This window comes from Candidatus Aquicultor sp. (assembly GCA_036504445.1).
GTDB lineage: Bacteria > Actinomycetota > Aquicultoria > Aquicultorales > Aquicultoraceae > DASXVE01.
This window is the reverse complement of the sequence record DASXVE010000025.1, coordinates 100,465-116,523: the sequence shown is the minus strand read 5'-3', so window position 1 is coordinate 116,523 and position 16,059 is coordinate 100,465. Positions and strand designations below refer to the sequence as shown.

Annotated in this window: 22 protein-coding genes; 20 read left to right on the top strand and 2 right to left on the bottom strand. The window is 51.5% G+C overall.

What is annotated here, in order from left to right; translation table 11 throughout:
* The first annotated feature begins 60 nt into the window (after window positions 1-60).
* On the top strand, window positions 61-699 hold the full coding sequence (locus VGK02_08090) for a tetratricopeptide repeat protein (GenBank protein HEY3375003.1): 639 nt from the start codon (window positions 61-63) through the stop codon (window positions 697-699).
* Here the strand turns inward: VGK02_08090 and VGK02_08085 are convergent.
* A complete protein-coding gene (locus VGK02_08085; protein ID HEY3375002.1) occupies window positions 696-1,439 on the bottom strand; it encodes a DUF72 domain-containing protein in 744 nt (247 codons plus the stop codon). The two genes, VGK02_08090 and VGK02_08085, sit on opposite strands and share 4 nt — an antisense overlap.
* 118 nt (window positions 1,440-1,557) lie before the next feature.
* On the opposite strand from VGK02_08085, the gene VGK02_08080 reads away from it, so the two are divergent.
* From VGK02_08080 to VGK02_08060, 5 genes are all read left to right on the top strand, one after another.
* Window positions 1,558-2,445: a RimK family alpha-L-glutamate ligase gene (locus tag VGK02_08080; protein HEY3375001.1), complete on the top strand. Its 888-nt coding sequence runs from the start codon at window positions 1,558-1,560 to the stop codon at window positions 2,443-2,445.
* 190 nt (window positions 2,446-2,635) lie between these two features.
* Window positions 2,636-2,914, top strand: coding sequence for a general stress protein (locus VGK02_08075; GenBank protein ID HEY3375000.1), 279 nt, complete (start codon window positions 2,636-2,638; stop codon window positions 2,912-2,914).
* A gap of 43 nt (window positions 2,915-2,957) precedes the next feature.
* Window positions 2,958-3,176 (top strand): KGG domain-containing protein, encoded by a 219-nt coding sequence (locus VGK02_08070; GenBank protein ID HEY3374999.1) that lies wholly within the window; start codon window positions 2,958-2,960, stop codon window positions 3,174-3,176.
* A gap of 176 nt (window positions 3,177-3,352) precedes the next feature.
* Window positions 3,353-3,598, top strand: a complete 246-nt coding sequence (locus tag VGK02_08065; GenBank protein ID HEY3374998.1) for a hypothetical protein — start codon at window positions 3,353-3,355, stop codon at window positions 3,596-3,598.
* 155 nt (window positions 3,599-3,753) lie between these two features.
* On the top strand, window positions 3,754-3,915 hold the full coding sequence (locus VGK02_08060) for a KGG domain-containing protein (protein HEY3374997.1): 162 nt from the start codon (window positions 3,754-3,756) through the stop codon (window positions 3,913-3,915).
* Window positions 3,916-4,017: 102 nt separating this feature from the next.
* Here VGK02_08060 and VGK02_08055 read toward each other — a convergent pair whose 3' ends face one another.
* Window positions 4,018-5,205: an ATP-grasp domain-containing protein gene (locus tag VGK02_08055; protein HEY3374996.1), complete on the bottom strand. Its 1,188-nt coding sequence runs from the start codon at window positions 5,203-5,205 to the stop codon at window positions 4,018-4,020.
* A gap of 164 nt (window positions 5,206-5,369) precedes the next feature.
* On the opposite strand from VGK02_08055, the gene VGK02_08050 reads away from it, so the two are divergent.
* The 14 genes from VGK02_08050 to selB all read left to right on the top strand — a co-directional run bounded on the left by VGK02_08050 (window position 5,370) and on the right by selB (window position 15,948).
* Complete coding sequence (locus tag VGK02_08050) at window positions 5,370-5,603, top strand: hypothetical protein (protein HEY3374995.1); 234 nt, start codon at window positions 5,370-5,372, stop codon at window positions 5,601-5,603.
* A 167-nt stretch (window positions 5,604-5,770) separates the two neighbouring features.
* Complete coding sequence (locus VGK02_08045; GenBank protein HEY3374994.1) at window positions 5,771-6,064, top strand: hypothetical protein; 294 nt, start codon at window positions 5,771-5,773, stop codon at window positions 6,062-6,064.
* A gap of 96 nt (window positions 6,065-6,160) precedes the next feature.
* Window positions 6,161-6,811, top strand: a complete 651-nt coding sequence (locus tag VGK02_08040) for a phosphoribosyltransferase family protein (protein ID HEY3374993.1) — start codon at window positions 6,161-6,163, stop codon at window positions 6,809-6,811.
* The gene (locus tag VGK02_08035) at window positions 6,801-7,343 is read left to right on the top strand and encodes an archaemetzincin family Zn-dependent metalloprotease (protein ID HEY3374992.1); all 543 of its coding nucleotides are present in this window, start codon (window positions 6,801-6,803) and stop codon (window positions 7,341-7,343) included. The genes VGK02_08040 and VGK02_08035 overlap by 11 nt, the downstream gene beginning before the upstream one ends.
* 239 nt (window positions 7,344-7,582) lie before the next feature.
* Window positions 7,583-7,930, top strand: a complete 348-nt coding sequence (locus VGK02_08030) for an STAS domain-containing protein (protein ID HEY3374991.1) — start codon at window positions 7,583-7,585, stop codon at window positions 7,928-7,930.
* Complete coding sequence (locus VGK02_08025) at window positions 7,931-8,344, top strand: ATP-binding protein (GenBank protein ID HEY3374990.1); 414 nt, start codon at window positions 7,931-7,933, stop codon at window positions 8,342-8,344.
* Between the two features lie 169 nt (window positions 8,345-8,513).
* Window positions 8,514-8,783, top strand: coding sequence for a twin-arginine translocase TatA/TatE family subunit (locus tag VGK02_08020; GenBank protein ID HEY3374989.1), 270 nt, complete (start codon window positions 8,514-8,516; stop codon window positions 8,781-8,783).
* Window positions 8,784-8,825: 42 nt separating this feature from the next.
* A complete protein-coding gene (gene tatC / locus VGK02_08015; protein ID HEY3374988.1) occupies window positions 8,826-9,533 on the top strand; it encodes a twin-arginine translocase subunit TatC in 708 nt (235 codons plus the stop codon).
* Window positions 9,534-9,638: 105 nt separating this feature from the next.
* Entirely contained in the window at window positions 9,639-9,983 is a 345-nt protein-coding gene (gene hypA / locus VGK02_08010; GenBank protein ID HEY3374987.1) for a hydrogenase maturation nickel metallochaperone HypA, read from the top strand.
* A gap of 109 nt (window positions 9,984-10,092) precedes the next feature.
* Window positions 10,093-10,755, top strand: coding sequence for a hydrogenase nickel incorporation protein HypB (gene hypB / locus VGK02_08005; protein HEY3374986.1), 663 nt, complete (start codon window positions 10,093-10,095; stop codon window positions 10,753-10,755).
* Window positions 10,748-11,293: an HD domain-containing protein gene (locus VGK02_08000; GenBank protein ID HEY3374985.1), complete on the top strand. Its 546-nt coding sequence runs from the start codon at window positions 10,748-10,750 to the stop codon at window positions 11,291-11,293. Before hypB ends, VGK02_08000 begins: the two co-directional genes overlap by 8 nt.
* Before the next feature lie 172 nt (window positions 11,294-11,465).
* Window positions 11,466-12,500, top strand: a complete 1,035-nt coding sequence (selD, locus tag VGK02_07995; GenBank protein ID HEY3374984.1) for a selenide, water dikinase SelD — start codon at window positions 11,466-11,468, stop codon at window positions 12,498-12,500.
* Between the two features lie 125 nt (window positions 12,501-12,625).
* Window positions 12,626-14,044: an L-seryl-tRNA(Sec) selenium transferase gene (gene selA / locus VGK02_07990; protein ID HEY3374983.1), complete on the top strand. Its 1,419-nt coding sequence runs from the start codon at window positions 12,626-12,628 to the stop codon at window positions 14,042-14,044.
* Window positions 14,044-15,948, top strand: coding sequence for a selenocysteine-specific translation elongation factor (gene selB, locus VGK02_07985; GenBank protein ID HEY3374982.1), 1,905 nt, complete (start codon window positions 14,044-14,046; stop codon window positions 15,946-15,948). The genes selA and selB overlap by 1 nt, the downstream gene beginning before the upstream one ends.
* The last annotated feature ends 111 nt before the right edge of the window (window positions 15,949-16,059 follow it).

The following is a 16,059-nucleotide window of genomic DNA, read 5'->3' as shown; positions in this document are numbered from 1 at the left end:
TACTATTTCTGCCGTACTTGCGTAAATATTACGCAAATAACGATAAGGGAGTAGAAGAAAGTGCTCTTAGACAAAAAAAGGGTAGGCATAGTAACAAAGATTGGTGCCGTCGTCGTCTCACTAGCCTTCATCGTAGTCTATATCCCGTCATTGCTTGACACGCTCGGATCGAATTCGTCGAATACGGCGACCAATAACACGGGGAATGTCTCGGGAACAATTACTCAGCTTGAGGCGGCGGCCGCAAAGAACCCGAATAAAGCGGATTCTTGGATATCGCTTGGCAATGCCTATTATGATGCGAATCAGAAAGACAAAGCCATCGCAGCCTATGAGAAGGGGCTCGCGCTCGATCCGAAGAACGTGCAAGCCAAGGTCGACATGTCGATCTCATATTTCTCAATTGGTCAAATTGAAACAGCCACCGCGCAAGCTCTCGATGCGACCAAAGTAAACCCTGAGTTTGCACCGGCTTATTACAACCTCGGTGTTTTCTATACGGCACAGGGTAGGACCGGCGAGGCTATCAAAGCATATGAGAAGTACATCAAGCTTGATAAAGCGGGTGAAAGGGCAGCTGATGCAAAGAACGCAATCGACGTTCTTAAGAAAGAGCAAAAAGGCACCCCGGCAAATAGTGCGGTAGCACCCAGTATTGATCTAAATGCCCCGGTGGTACCGAGCACGACAAAACCTTAGCGTGTAAGAAACTCTGTGAGTTGAGTCGCGTTGATAGTGGCATAGCCGAAGGCATCATTATTAAAATAGACGTAAACATCTAATCGCCGGTCTAAAAAGCCGGCGATTTTTTCTGCCCACATCCTCAATTCATCGAGCGTATAGTTTGAGCCATACAGCGCTTTGCCGCCATGCATCCGAATAAAGGTAAACGGCGCCGTTATCTTTATTACTTCAGGCCAGTTGGGCGAATCGGCAATGACGAGTGCGGCGCCTGTCTCCTCCAGTAGGGCATAAATCTCACCGGTAAACCACGACGGGTGGCGAAACTCGAAGGCATAGCGCCTGTCCCCCGGTAGCATCTCTAAAAAACCATGAAGCTTCATGCTGTTGATATGTAAATTGGCGGGGAACTGAAACAGGATCGGGCCGAGTTTCTCTTGCAAGCCTTGCGCGTTCTCAATAAACTTGTGCCAGGCGTCTTCTATACCGGTTAGCTTCTTTACGTGCGTGATATAGCGGCTTGCTTTTACCGAAAAAACAAATTCCGGCGGTGTTTCCTCGTACCACCTCGCAAATGTTTCTCGTGTCGGCAAACGGTAAAACGAGTTATTGATCTCCACCGTTGAATAGTGACGTGCGTAAAACGCAAGCCACTGTGTTTGCGGCAAGTCCGGAGAATAGAAGACCTCTTTCCAATGTTTATAGCTCCATCCCGCCGTGCCGATAAAAAGCTTGGCCGGAGCACACATATCCTGCATAGTACGTATCCTGTACCCATATTCTCTTACCCATACCTTCACGACACGTTTAATCACCAATTCGGCGGGTAAAATCAACCGTGCTACTAGGCTACATGCAATGCGTTAAGGAGAACGTGTGTATAATATCGGTATCGTTACAGGGCAATACGACGTAGACGAAACCAGTCACGATTTATTTGCAGCAGCACAACGTGTGGCAAATGCTCGTGTTGTCGACCCTATCCAATTCGCGGTGCAGCTTAACGGGCAGCATGCTATTAGAATCGGCACGACCCCGGCACGGGAATTCGACGCTCTGGTTATTCGGGGATTAAATTTCGAAGGGGAAGCCGATTTTCAGTTTGAAGTGTTTGAACAGCTGGAGCGCCTCGGCATTCTCATGATCAACTCCCCGGCAGCGCTGCAGGTTGCCGAAAGCAAGTTCTTAACCAGCTATATTCTGCAAGAGCATGGCTTTCGGGTGCCGGCCAGCCTGATCGTGCAAGAGCTGGAAGACGCGACGGACTTTCTCCGAGAGCATTCCGACATCATCGCCAAACCGCTCTATGGGTTTCAGGGATACGGCGTTATCCGAGTGCAGCAGGATGAGCGTGATGCGGCTACACGGCTTAGGCGCTTGCTTGATGAGTATAAATGTTTGTGTTTGCAAGAATATATAGCGAATCCAGGGCGCGATATTCGCGCCTTTGTTGTCGGCGATGAGGTAGTTGCCTCAATCTACCGTATAGCCAAAATCGGTCGCTGGAAGACCAACATACGGGCCGGCGGCATGCCGGTCGCCACAACGCTCACCGACGAACAAAGAGATATATCGGTTCGTATTAGCCGATGTCTCGGGCTTGATTACACCGGTGTAGATATCATAGAAGGCCCTGAGGGCAACTACGTGTTAGAGGTAAATGGAGCACCGGCATGGGGCGGGATCATGGAAGCCACCGGGCGTGATGTTGCACAGGACATCATAGATCACGTGATTCAGAAGCTTAAGAATAGGGGCAGTTAGCTCATGTTTAAAGATTGACGAAGTGGGTAACTCTTTAAGGGTAAAAATTTAAATTATTCGGCGATTGATTGTTGATGTTTGCGGGTAAAAGTAAAACGGCGGGGGAATAAATCCTCGTACGAGATGCTGATAATGTTCCGCTGTAGGTCCAATGCCAACTATTGCGAGTTGGCGGTGGGAGGTGAAAGCGGTGGCTCAAGAAAAGGGAAAAATGACGGTAAGTGAGGCCGGGCGCAAAGGCGGTCAGACCACCTCTAAGAAGTACGGCCCGGAATTCTACGAGAAGATCGGAGAAAAAGGCGGCGAGACCACCTCTAAGAAGTACGGCCCGGAATTCTACGAGAAGATCGGAGAAAAAGGCGGCGAGGCAACGGCACGCAAGTACGGCCCTGAGTTCTATGAAGAGATCGGTCACAAAGGCGGTCAAAAAGTTAAACACTTGATTGAAGAAGGAAAAAAACGCACATAAGCAAACCGCGCGCATCGTAGCTTAGCGGCAGGAGGTGAAAACGATGGCAGAGAACAAAGGCAAAATGACGGTAAGCGAGGCTGGACGCAAGGGTGGCGAAACCACCTCAAAACGTTATGGCCCGGAGTTTTATGAGGAGATTGGCAAGAAAGGCGGTCAAACGACCTCGAAGAAATACGGCCCTGAGTTCTATGAAGAGATCGGTCACAAAGGCGGTCAAAAGGTAAAACGCCTCATCGAGGAGGGCAAAAAGAGGGCCTAACGTTGAAACAGCCCGAAGATAGTTAGACAAGGGGCAGCCCGGTGGCTGTCCCTTTTTTATTTGTGTCCCCGAATCTCATCTGGTTGGTTTAAGGGTGGTGCTCCTGGGTAGAACCTTGGTTAACAAAAGCAATCTTTCCGGTGGTACAGTTAACATTTTGGAAGGAGGTGATAATTGTGCCGGAGGATAAAGGCAAAATGACCGTCAGTGATGCAGGTCGCAAAGGCGGCGAAACCACCTCACAGCGGTACGGCCGTGAATTTTATGAAGAGATTGGTGAAAAAGGTGGTAAGATAGGGGGCCCCAAAGGCGGTCAGACCACTAAAGAAAAATATGGGCATGAATTCTATGAAGAGATTGGGCATAAAGGCGGCCAAAAGGTTAGGGATTTAATAGAAAAAGGGAAGGAAACTGGAGGATAGGAGGCCTAAGCGCTTTTCCGGCATGCACCAGGTTTAAAAACGGTGGAATTGGTTAAAAAGTTCATGCAGCCACCTAAGCAATCGGAGTTTAAGAGATGTATACCCGGGGTAAAAAATAAGTGCCAATGGCTAGTCTATGAGGAGGTGTTTTAGATATGGCAGAGGAAAAAGGCAAAATGACAGTAAGCGAAGCAGGACGCAAAGGCGGCAAAACAACCGCTAAAAAATATGGCCGTGAGTTCTACGAGGAAATTGGACACAAGGGTGGTCAGAAGGTCAAAGAGCTTATCGAGCGCGGTAAACAAGCAGCTCGTTAGTCATGCCAAACTTGTTTGTATAGGCTTAAGCATAAAAGTGGTAGCTGCCGTGGTAGCTACCACTTTTAGTCTGCAATGAAGAATGCATTATTGCTTGGCTGCTTATACGGCAGCGGCCAGTTCGAGTTTTTCCGGTAAACTTTCAAGCGCAGTATAGCAATCCGCACAATCGCATATTGCAGATACTTGCCGTGCGGCATCTAACAATTCTTCTCTGGTCTTTGCCTTTAAGGCAATACGGCCGGATGTCTGTTTAAGCTTCTGGATCTTTACTCTGAAGACGCCCTCAATATGCAGGATATTGCGGACACGGTCATAATCGATATCTGAGAAAAACGGCATGTCCGCGGCAAAGTGACGGTCGAAGTGGTAATCGGTCGTTTTCCAGCGGCCGAGCAACATATCGATCAGCGCGTGATAGGATATTATGCCGCTTGCCGCCATGGATAAAGCAGTAACACCGCCAAAGCGCGGGTTGATCTCTAGTATACGCGGCCCATCTTCCGACCATACTATGTCGACGTCGCCGGTCGGCTGGACACCAAGCGTGCCGATAACGTCACGCGCGAGATCTCGCAAGTGTGCGATGTCGATTTCGGGCAACGGCGCCGGTGCCAGTTTTACGCGCTCCATCGGGTGCAGGCACTCATGATTCGTGTATCCTTTAAACACCGGCAGCATAGGCAACGTTTTTCCATCGAAGTTAAGCACTTCAACCGAGAATTCCGGTCCTGCCGTGTACTTTTCGATTAAAACTCTGCCTTCGCTCGAGCCCATACCCTTGATGAGGTCAAGGCGATTGTGTACGATCTGCATCCCGGTACCGCCCGAGTGATCGATGAGCTTGAGCACGAGCGGGTACCCGTACTTGTCGGCAGCTTCGAAGGCTTCAGAGCGCGAACTTACTACGTGCCCTTCCGTTGCGGGGAACCCATGCCGATGTAAGAATTCCTTCGTCTTTTCTTTGTCGGCGGCGATTTGCACCGCTTGTAGAGGGTTAGCAAGAACAGGAATATTAAATTCGCGCTCAAGGACATCCTTGACGTGCCCGTCGCGCAGATTGGCGGGATCGGGGCCCGAAATCGAGATGACCGCGTCGGCTTGTTCTTCAACCGCGAGGTCTACCAGGGGCCAGAAATCTGTTTCGGATTGATAGAAGTAGGCATGATCCGCGTATTCCGCGTTCAGCGGTTCGCGAGTGGTAATGACCAGGATGGTCTCAATGCCCTCCTTTTGTAAGTATGGAGCCATTAAGTCAAAACCAATATTGCCTATTACCAGGACTTTCATAACATACCTCCCTGAGAATCTCCCACGATTATAGTCAACTCGCGCGCGAGTTGCACCAAATTGACGGCTGCCCAATTCCGGGGTCATCCCACGGGTTACTCTGCTAAGGAAATGTTTAAAGTCCTGAATGCAGGGTAAGAAAAGCACGAAAGGGGGCGACGGAAGTGGCAGAGGACAAAGGCAAAATGACAGTCAGCGAGGCGGGCCGCAAGGGCGGCGAAACCACCGCGAAAAAATACGGTCCCGAGTTCTACGAAGAGATCGGTCACAAAGGCGGAAAGAAAGGCGGCCAGACCACCAAGCAGAAATACGGGCACGAATTCTACGAAGAGATCGGTCACAAAGGCGGCCAGAAGGTAAAGCGCCTCATTGAAGAGGGCAAGAAAGCTGCGGAGTAGCTGCTGAAATTACCAAAAGAACTCATCGCATTATGTGTGTTGTTGATGTTGTGCAAAGGGCGGTTTAGCCGCCCTTTTTTATTGCAGGCGGGTGCTCCCCGAGGTCCGTAACGTTTAGATGAGAAATCCGTGGGTATCAATTAAGTGAAAGAAAGGGGGCGACAAAAATGGCAGAGGACAAAGGCAAAATGACAGTCAGCGAGGCGGGCCGCAAGGGCGGCGAGACGACCTCGAAAAAATACGGTCCCGAGTTCTATGAGAAGATTGGTGAAAAGGGCGGCGAAACTACGTCGAAAAAATACGGTCCGGAATTTTATGAGGGAATAGGTCATAAAGGCGGCAAAAAAGGCGGTCAGGTAGTTAAAGAGAAATACGGTCACGAGTTCTACGAGGAAATTGGTCACAAAGGCGGCCAGAAGGTTAAGGAACTTATCGAGAAAGGCAAGAGCGCAGAGTCATAGTTGATGGTATCAGTTTGCAACAGCAGGTTCTTGACCTGCTGTTTTTTTTGACCTAAAAATGAGCATAACAAGCATGACAACAAACAGGGGGCTTGGATGTTCAAAGACCGGGTAGACGCAGGGCGTAAACTCGCACTCCGGCTGGAAGGTGAATACAAAGAGGCAGATGCCGTTGTGCTGGCGATTCCTCGCGGCGGTGTCGTTGTCGGCAACGAAGTCGTGAGGATACTCGGAGTCGATCTCGACATTATCACCCCGCGCAAAATCGGCGCGCCCGGTAACCCCGAACTCGCAATCGGCGCCGCCGCACAAGGTGAGGTAATCATTAACGAATCCCTTGTGCGGCAACTTGGCATATCGCGGGAGTATGTCGAGCAGGAAGCGGCGAAACAAATGGCTGAGATCGAGCGCCGCCGGCGTCTGTATCTTGGCGACAGTAAAGAGCCGCCGCTCACCAACAGGATAGCCATCATAGTCGATGATGGGCTGGCGACCGGCTATACTGCGTTGGCGGCGATCCATGCGGTCAAACGCCAGAACCCTTCAAAAACTGTGCTCGCAGTGCCGGTCGCCCCAACCGATACCTATATGCGGCTCAAACCCGAGGTTGATGAGCTCGTGTGTCTTGAGTTTCACGATATCTTCTACGCCGTCGGCCAATTTTACGAATCATTTGAACAGACCACCGATGCCGAAGTCATCGAGATATTGCGGGCATACCGCCGGGAGGGCCATAGTGAAAAATAGCTTGCTGCAAACCGATCCGATCACGATCCTTCCATTCGGCGACATTTCCGATGAAGTTATCAATCATATTGCGGCAATTGTAGGGCGGAAATTTGAAAGACGTGTTGCGGTTAATCCGCGCACACCGCTTCCGCCCGGCCCATACAATAGCGCACGAGGCCAATATAATGGCAGCCTTCTTCTTAAAGACTTGCGGGGTATCCGGGATGGGTCTTCCGGAAAACTACTGGCGGTTATCGATGTCGATATCTTCTCACCCGGATTTAATTTTGTTTTCGGCCAGGCCATCCTTGATGGGTGCTGCGGCGTCATCTCACTTACCAGGCTTCGCGAGGGGATCGATGAGCCGGGTGGGGAAGCGCGGTTCTATTCTCGGGTAGAGAAAGAAGCAGTGCACGAGCTCGGGCATATATTCGGTTTAAGACACTGCTCGACGCCAAAGTGTGTCATGTATTTCTCGAGCAACCTTGCGGATACCGATAGAAAAAGCGCCGATTTCTGTGAAGAGTGCGGCGTTATGAACGCCGCTTAAGGCAAGCTATACGAGCGTATGGTTGTCAGATAACCCTTATTTGCATAGAATGAACTAAGCAAAGCATGGTTAACCAGCAGTCGTTTGGGGTATATAGATGTGGTACGCAAGAAACCGGTGTTGAGCTGGGGGTATATTGAGTAGGAGAGAATGCGAACAGTGAGGTGCTATAGGCTAAAAGTTTGGTGGCATTTCTCACGTGGTATAAGTGTTTTTAAGTATCAGCTGGAGGTGGAATAGTGGATTTGAAGATCGAGAGCAAAGAGGTAAATGGGATTGGCATCATTATTCTTGAAGGAGAAGTCGATGTTTATACGGCACCCAAACTAAAAAGCCGCCTCATCGACCTTGTTGATGAGGGAAAATACGACATCATAATCGATTTGCAAAAGGTCGAGTTTATGGACAGTTCGGGCTTGGGCGTATTGGTCGGCGGCTTAAAGCGCGTAAAGTCTCACCAGGGTTCAATCGCACTCGTCTGCACGCAAGAAAATATCCTAAAGATTTTCAGGATAACCGGCCTTGTTAAAGTCTTTCCGATTTATACGACCGAGGAAGAAGCAATCAACGCTTTAAAAGGATCATAAGTGGATGCTTTACTTGATACAACCAGCGTGAAGATACCCGCTAAACCGGAATATGTCGGTGTTGCGAGGTTGATAACTGCTGCGTTTGCAGGGTTCTTAGGGTTTGACAGCGAGGCGGTCGAGGATATTAAGATCGCCGTCTCTGAGGCATGCACAAATGCCATTCTCCAGCTTCACAAGGACTCTCTCGACGGAAATCAGGAGGTCGAGCTCGGTGCCTATCGCCAAGATGACGAGCTGGTGATCGATGTGAAATACATCGCCAAAGATACAGGGGCTGCAGCAAAACCTCTTGCCCCGTCGCCGGACAGGGACCTCGGGATGGACCTTTTGACGAGCATCATGGATAAGGTGGAGATGATCAAGGTAAGGGATCATGAGGTTATCTTGCGTCTGGTAAAACAAATCCCGTAAAAGCGAATACCATAATTGATACTAGCTACATGATGAAGCGGCATCAGCGGTTTGCGCTATGCCGCTTTTTACAGTACCGCCGTGTTGCAGCTGTAACAGTTGTTACAATATTATGGTAATCTCTAGACGTGGCTGCTTGCCGCTGTTAAACTGTTCTCGGAGGTAAGTTATGTTAGGTATGGGGCCAACCGAAATTGTTGTCATACTCGTCTTAGCGTTTTTAATTCTAGGGCCGAGCCGTCTTCCCGAGATAGCGAAAACCCTTGGTAAAGCCATGAGTGAGTTTAAGAAAGCGACATCGGGGATACAGTCGGCGGTTCAAAAAGATCTTATCGATCCGATTCAGAGCGACCTAATCGAGCCTATGAAAAATATGGAAGATGAACCGGCGGAAGAAGCATCGAAGGAAGATGCTGAAAAGGATAGCGTGAAGGTATGATTTCTGCTACCCGCACACCAATTCCTACGTGGAGGCTTGTTTGTGACCGCGCATGAAATGACATTTATGGAGCACCTCGATGAGCTTCGCAGCAGGCTCATGTATGCTGTTATCGCGCTCGTTATCGGGACGGCTCTTTGCTATACGTTCTTTAAACCCCTCATAGGTTTCATAAAGTACCCATTGCCGTCGGACATGCAAGGCGTAGAGCTGACCGCGTTTGGCTTTATGCAGATATTCGCGATCAGGTTCAAGCTGGCTGTCATCGGCGGGTTTGTCCTTACATCGCCGTTTATTGTGTACCAGCTACTCGCATTTCTCACGCCCGCCATGAAGAAAAATGAGCGTCGCTACGTGTGGATAATCTTACCGTTTCTCATCATACTATTTTTAGCCGGCGCTTCGTTCGGGTTTTTCCTCGTTCTTCCGGCCGCAATCAGCTGGCTGCAAGCCCAGGGCGTGGGGGAGCTTGCATTTGTTAACAAGGCTGACGATTATCTTAATTTTGTAGCGCTCTTTACGCTGGCATTCGGCGTATCATTCGAGACGCCGCTCGTAATCTTACTCTTGATTAAGCTCGGTATCGTCGACCGTAAGACACTGCGTGCTAACTGGCGTTTCGCGTACGTAGCTTGCTTCATAATAGGGGCGGTTGCCACGCCCGATTGGGGTCTCGTTGATATGCTCGCATTGAGTGCCGCTCTGATTGTCTTATTCGAGCTTAGCCTCTTCCTCGCACGTTGGTTGTAGCGTGCCGGCCGACATCGGGCATACACATCTTGTACATGTGTAATTGTGACAATTGTAATATTCTGATTCTAGCTGTACTATAGCCTAGAATTGTGAGGTTTGTTCGTGCACGAATTAGGTTTAACGCAAGGCATTATCGATATCGCCATCGATAATGCACAGCAGAATAACGCGACAAAGATACTTAAAATCAGCGTCAAGGCCGGCAAATTAATGGCCCTGGTTGAAGACTCGATGCAGTTCTACTTCGACTATTTAACCAACGATACGATCGCGAAGGGTGCAACGCTCGTAATCGAACACGTGCCGGTAATCATTAAGTGCCATGCCTGCGGCGAAACGAGCGAGGTCGATGAGTTCGGCATCCACATCTGCCCCAAGTGCGGGGAGATTACCGTTGAGCTCGTCTCGGGTAAGGAATTCTACGTGGACTCGATCGAAGTCGAGTAACGAAGGCTTGACCAAGAGCGCAGCGAAGGGCGTGAGCCAGGCCGCAGCGGGCTAGCGAAAGCTGCCGGGCTTCGCCGAGCTTGATATCATACGTGCATAGGTGATGAGAATGGAAATCAAAGTACTTGAAAGCATATTCGGCGCTAATGACGCGCTCGCTGTAGAAAACGCTCGCCTGTTTAAGGAGAAGAGCCTTTTTGCGGTCAATCTTATGGCATCCCCGGGGGCCGGTAAAACCAGTTTCATCCTCAAGACGGCGGAGCGCCTGAAAGAGCACTATCAGACCGCGGTCATCGAGGGCGATGTGGCATCGAGTGTGGACACGGAAACGATGCGCGCCCACGGCATTCAAGCCGTGCAGATTAACACCGGAGGCGCGTGCCACCTCGAAGCGAATATGGTTAAAATGGCGATCGAGCGCCTTGATCTCGATGCGACCGACCTGCTGGTAATTGAAAACGTGGGCAATCTGGTATGCACCGCCGATTTTACGCTCGGCGAGTCGGCACGCGTAGTGATTCTCTCCGTGCCGGAAGGCGATGACAAACCGCTTAAGTACCCGCCGATCTTCCGCGACGCATCGGTGCTCATAATTAACAAAATCGACGCCATGCCGATTTTTGATTTCAGCATGGAGCGCCTGCGCGACACAATGCAACAACTCAATCCAAGCGCCACTATTATTCCGCTCTCCTGTAAGACGGAAGAGGGATTCGATGAGTGGATTGCTTGGCTAGCAGAGAGGGTGAAGGGGACAGTCGGCAATGAATAGGGATACCGCACTCGCACTTGTAAAACAGAACGTAAAGAACAAGAACCTCATAAAGCATATGCTCGCAACCGAAGCAATTATGCGTGCTCTCGCCGAGCATTTCAAAGAGGACGTAGACGAGTGGGGTCTCGCCGGTTTGCTGCACGACCTCGACTACGATGAGACATTCGATCGGCCCGACGTGCATGGGCTAAGAACCGCCGGGATGCTTGAGGATACCGATGTCGCACCGGAAGTTACCCATGCGATTCTGGCGCATGCTGTGAAAGTGCCGATCGAGAGCCTGATGGATAAGACGCTGTACGCCACCGATCCGCTCACCGGCTTTCTGGTGGCCTGCGCGCTTATGACCTCAGATAAGAAGATGGCCTCGACCACGGTCGATTTCGCGCTTCGCCGGTTTAAAGAAAAAGCGTTTGCCAAGGGCGCAAGCCGCGAGCAGATGGCTTCATGCGAGAGCTTTGGCTTCACGCTTGATGAGTTTATAGGCCTCGGCATTCAAGCGATGACGGCGGCTGCGGGCGATATAGGCCTCTAGAGCATATCTCTGCAACATCGGTTGTGTGCGACTACCTGCTATTATATGGTTCCCCGTATTGTCACTAAAGAGATTTCCAGCTATAATTAACAGTATTAATCCAATATATTGCGGGATGTTATAGCCCGTTAGCGATATCTATAGACACAGAAAAACGAAAGGACGCGTAGCAATGGAAAACGTGCGACTGACACAGCTTTCAAGTAAAAGCGGCTGAGCAGCGAAGATGGGTCCGGGTGACCTCATGGAAGCACTAAGCTGGATTCCGGCCGATGAGGTGGAAGAGCTGGTCGTCGGTTTCGATACATCAGATGATGCCGCGGTATACAGGTTCAACGATACCACGGCGCTTCTTCAGACAGTCGATTTCTTCCCGCCGATCGTCGATTCACCATATATGTTCGGGCAAATCGCCGCCGCAAATGCGCTAAGCGATATCTATGCAATGGGCGGCAAGCCGCTGACCGCGCTTAACCTCGTCGCGTTTCCGTGCAATCTCGGCCTCGATATGCTCGGCAAGATTTTGCAGGGCGGGCGCGATAAAGTGCGCGAATCCGGCGCGGTCATCGTCGGTGGGCACAGCATTCAGGATAACGAGCCGAAATACGGGCTTTCCGTTACCGGCGTTGTCGATCTCGATAAGGTGATCTCAAATAGCAGCGCCAAGCCCGGCGATGTTTTAATTCTTACCAAAACGCTCGGCATGGGTATTTTGGCGAGCGCGCTAAAATTCGGTCGCGTTAGCGAGGATGATATTATGCCGGCTATCGAAAGCGCGGCGACGCTGAATAAAGCGGCAGCCGAGGCGATGATCTCGATAGGCGTGAGTTCGTGCACCGACGTTACCGGTTTCGGCCTGCTCGGGCACCTTAAAGAGATGGCCGAAGGCAGCGACGTTGCCGCGGTCGTCGAGATCAATTCACTGCCGATTTGGCCGATGGCGATTGATTTTGCCCGGCAGGGGGTTATTCCCGGTGGAGCAAAAAGCAATATGGCGTTCTTGCAGGAATTGGTCACGTTTGAAGCGAATGGTGAAATACCGCACGAGATATTGTTCGACCCGCAGACGTCGGGCGGCCTGATGATCAGTGTGCCCGAAGCTAAAGCGGCCGCTCTTCTGGCGGCGCTTGAGGCAAACGGAGTGGCGACTCGCGCAGTTATAGGCCGCATAGAAGAAGGATTGCCTGGCACGATTCGTGTTGTGTAGCAAGTTGAAATTTACGGCGAAAATAGATTTAATCGTAGTAGCGATAACATCAGATGGTGTCGAAAACCACGCGGTTTGCATGTCGTGGTTTTTTGATGGTCGAGAACATGCAGGAGTGAGTTCCTATGTCAAAAAATGAGTATTTGAGGCAATTACCTAAAGTCGATGAAGTTCTCGACTTACCCGATGTGCGAGATTTGTTGGAAGCGTATCCGCGTCCGCTGGTGGTGGATGGTGTGCGTTACGTCATCGACGAGCGCCGCAGCAGGATTCTCTTAATGGATGAAGATGAGCTCACAAGTGTTGATGTTTCAATCGATTCACTTCTCAGCGAGCTTGTGGCGTGGCTCGAGCAGCAGTACGCACCGAGCTTAAAGCGAGTTATTAACGCGACCGGCGTCGTGATTCACACAAATTTGGGGCGTTCGATTCTTAGCAAAGATGCAATTGAGGCCGTGGTTATGGCCGCCGGGAATTATTCGAATCTCGAGTTTGACCTGGAAAAAGGTGCTCGCGGCTCGCGTCACAGCCATGTCGAGGCGGTTCTAACCAAGATCACCGGTTCCGAAGCCGGCATGGTGGTCAACAATAACGCGTCTGCCGTGCTGCTTGCACTGAGCGCGCTCTCAAACGGTAAGGAATCGATTTGCTCGCGCGGTCAGCTTGTCGAGATCGGCGGTTCATTCCGTATCCCGGACGTGATGCGGCAAAGCGGCGCTATTCTGCGAGAAGTCGGCACTACCAACAAAACCTACATCGATGATTTCCGCGCCGCGGTGACGGAGAATACGGCGCTGATTATGAAAGTACATACCAGCAATTACCGTATCGTGGGCTTTACTGCCGAGCCGAGTTTGGAGGAAATGGTCGCGCTCGGTGACGAGCTGGGTATTGCGGTAATGGAAGACCTGGGGAGCGGTGTGCTGCTCGATCTTTCCAAGTACGGCGTGCCGTACGAACCGACGGTGCAAGAGAGCGTTCGCGCGGGCGTTGATGTTATCACGTTTAGCGGAGACAAGCTCCTCGGAGGGCCCCAGGCAGGCATTATCGTCGGCAAAGCGGAGTTTATCAATAAGATGAAGAAACACCCGCTGGCACGCGCCGTGCGGGTTGATAAGATGACGCTGGCGGCGCTTGAGGCGACGCTCAGGGACTATCTTGATATGGATAACGTCCGGGAGAAAAACCCGACGATACGAATGCTTACCATGCAATTGGATGAGCTCGATGCCAGGGCGAAAACGCTGGCGGAGCAGCTCACCAGTACACTCGGCGGTGATTATATCGTGCGCACCGAGCCGGAAGTATCCCGGGTCGGTGGCGGATCGTTGCCGTTGGCCGAGCTTCCGACGGTCGTGGTATCGCTGACACCGACATTTGCGAGTATAAATGCGGTAGAGGAAGCGCTTCGTCGAAACGATCCACCGGTAATCGTGCGGATTAAAGAGGGCTCCGCTCTTCTTGACCCGCGCACTATCCAGGAAGGGGAGGACGATGAGGTCCTGGCGGCGTTTGATCTGGTAAGGCAGGTTTTAAAGAGCTGATGAAGCAATTAATTTTAGGTACGGCGGGGCACATCGATCACGGCAAAACGACCTTGATCAAGGCGCTCACCGGTATCGATACGGATAGATTAGAAGAAGAAAAGAAACGGGGCATCTCCATTGAGCTTGGATTTGCCCACTTAACTCTACCGAGCGGCCAGCGCCTCGGTATCGTCGACGTGCCGGGGCACGAGCGTTTCGTTAAGAACATGCTCGCCGGGGCGTCGGGTATCGACATCGTGCTTCTGGTTGTTGCGGCGGATGATTCGGTCATGCCGCAGACTGTAGAGCACCTGGCAATCGTCGATCTACTCGGCATCAGAGAGGGCGTCGTGGCCCTTACCAAGGCCGATCTCGCCGATCCCGATTGGCTTACGCTCGTCCAAGATGAGATCAAGCAAGTGCTTGCCAAGACGAGCCTGAAAGGTGCGCCGATCGTCCCGGTATCGGGAAAGACCGGTATGGGCATCGAAGAGCTGAAGCAGACGATTGACGAGATCGCGCAGCGAATCGTGCCGCGCCAGGACAGCGCGCCGTTCCGCTTGCCGGTAGATCGCGTGTTTTCCATGTCGGGCGCGGGCACGGTCGTCACCGGTACGCTCTGGTCGGGCGAGATACACCTCGACGACCGCGCGCATGTTTATCCCATCGACAAAGAAGTGCGTATCCGCAATGTTCAGGTGCACGGCAGCAAGGCGGAGACGGCGGTTGCAGGGCAGCGCGTAGCGCTCAATCTGGTCGGGCTCGACAAAGATGACATCGAGCGCGGCGATGTCGTTCTCGCGCCGGGGTTTCTATCGCCGGCCTGGATGTTTGACGGGCAGTTTAAGCTCTTAGAGAATGCGCCGCGCGAGCTTAAAAACAGGGCGCGCGTGCGTTTGCATCACGGCACCAGCGAAGTACTGGCGCGCATCGTCCTAACCGACCGCGAAGTACTGGCACCGGGGGAAACCGCGTTTATTCAGGTACGCTTGGAGAGCCCGCTTATACCTAAATATAATGATAATTTTGTAGTCAGAAGCTACTCGCCGATCCAGACCATCGGCGGCGGCAAGATACTCGACAGCCATCCGATAAAATTCAGGACGTCGCACACCGGGCACTTTACCGAAAGGTGCCGCATCCTTGAACAGGGCGACCCGGTGGCGATCGCGCGGCTTTACGTGCGTGAAGCCCCGGGGTTTTTAATCGCAAAGCAGTTATGGGTGAGAAGCGAGCTTGATGAGAACAAAGTCGAAGAGAGTCTCGTCACACTCAAACAGAACGCCGAGATCACTTCGATCACCGTCGACAAACAGGAGAACTACATCACCGTAGCTGCGTTTAATGAACAAATTAAGCGTTTTGAAGAATTCCTGAACGAACACTTCCAGAAAAACGCGCTCAACCCGTGGGTAGGCAAACAAATTATTAAGAACCAGCTCTTCGACTGGATGGCCGACAAAGAGTTCGATGCCTTTATAAGTTACCTGCAGCAGGCAAATAAGATCGTCGTCGATAAGGCGCAAATCGCTCATGCCAAGGCCAAGGTCACGGTTGGGGGCGAAGACGAGAAGCTCATCGGCTCGATCATGAAGAAGATCGTCGATGCCAAGTTCGCACCGCCGGAGACCACGATTCTTTCCAAAGAGATGAATCTCGAGGTTAAAAAGATAAACTCACTCGCCGATCACCTGGTGCGCGAGCATAAACTGGTGCGTATCGCGCCGAATATGTATTTTGACGCCACACTCATCGAGCAGGCGAAGAAAGATTTGAAAGCAAAATTCTCGGGCAAGCAAATCAGCCCGGCGGATGTGCGTGAGCTTCTCGACACCTCGAGGAAGTATGTCATTCCGATCCTCGGGTACTTCGATATGATCGGCATCACCCGTCGTCAGGGCGAAGCACGTATCGTCCGGTAAAAGCATGTTAATGGTGGCTTGGCTGTTTGGCCGCCGGTAATTATCGAGGCTGTAGGTGCTGGTGACCGCCGTTAAGGCAAGCCATATAGCTTGTAATTTTGCGGTATACCT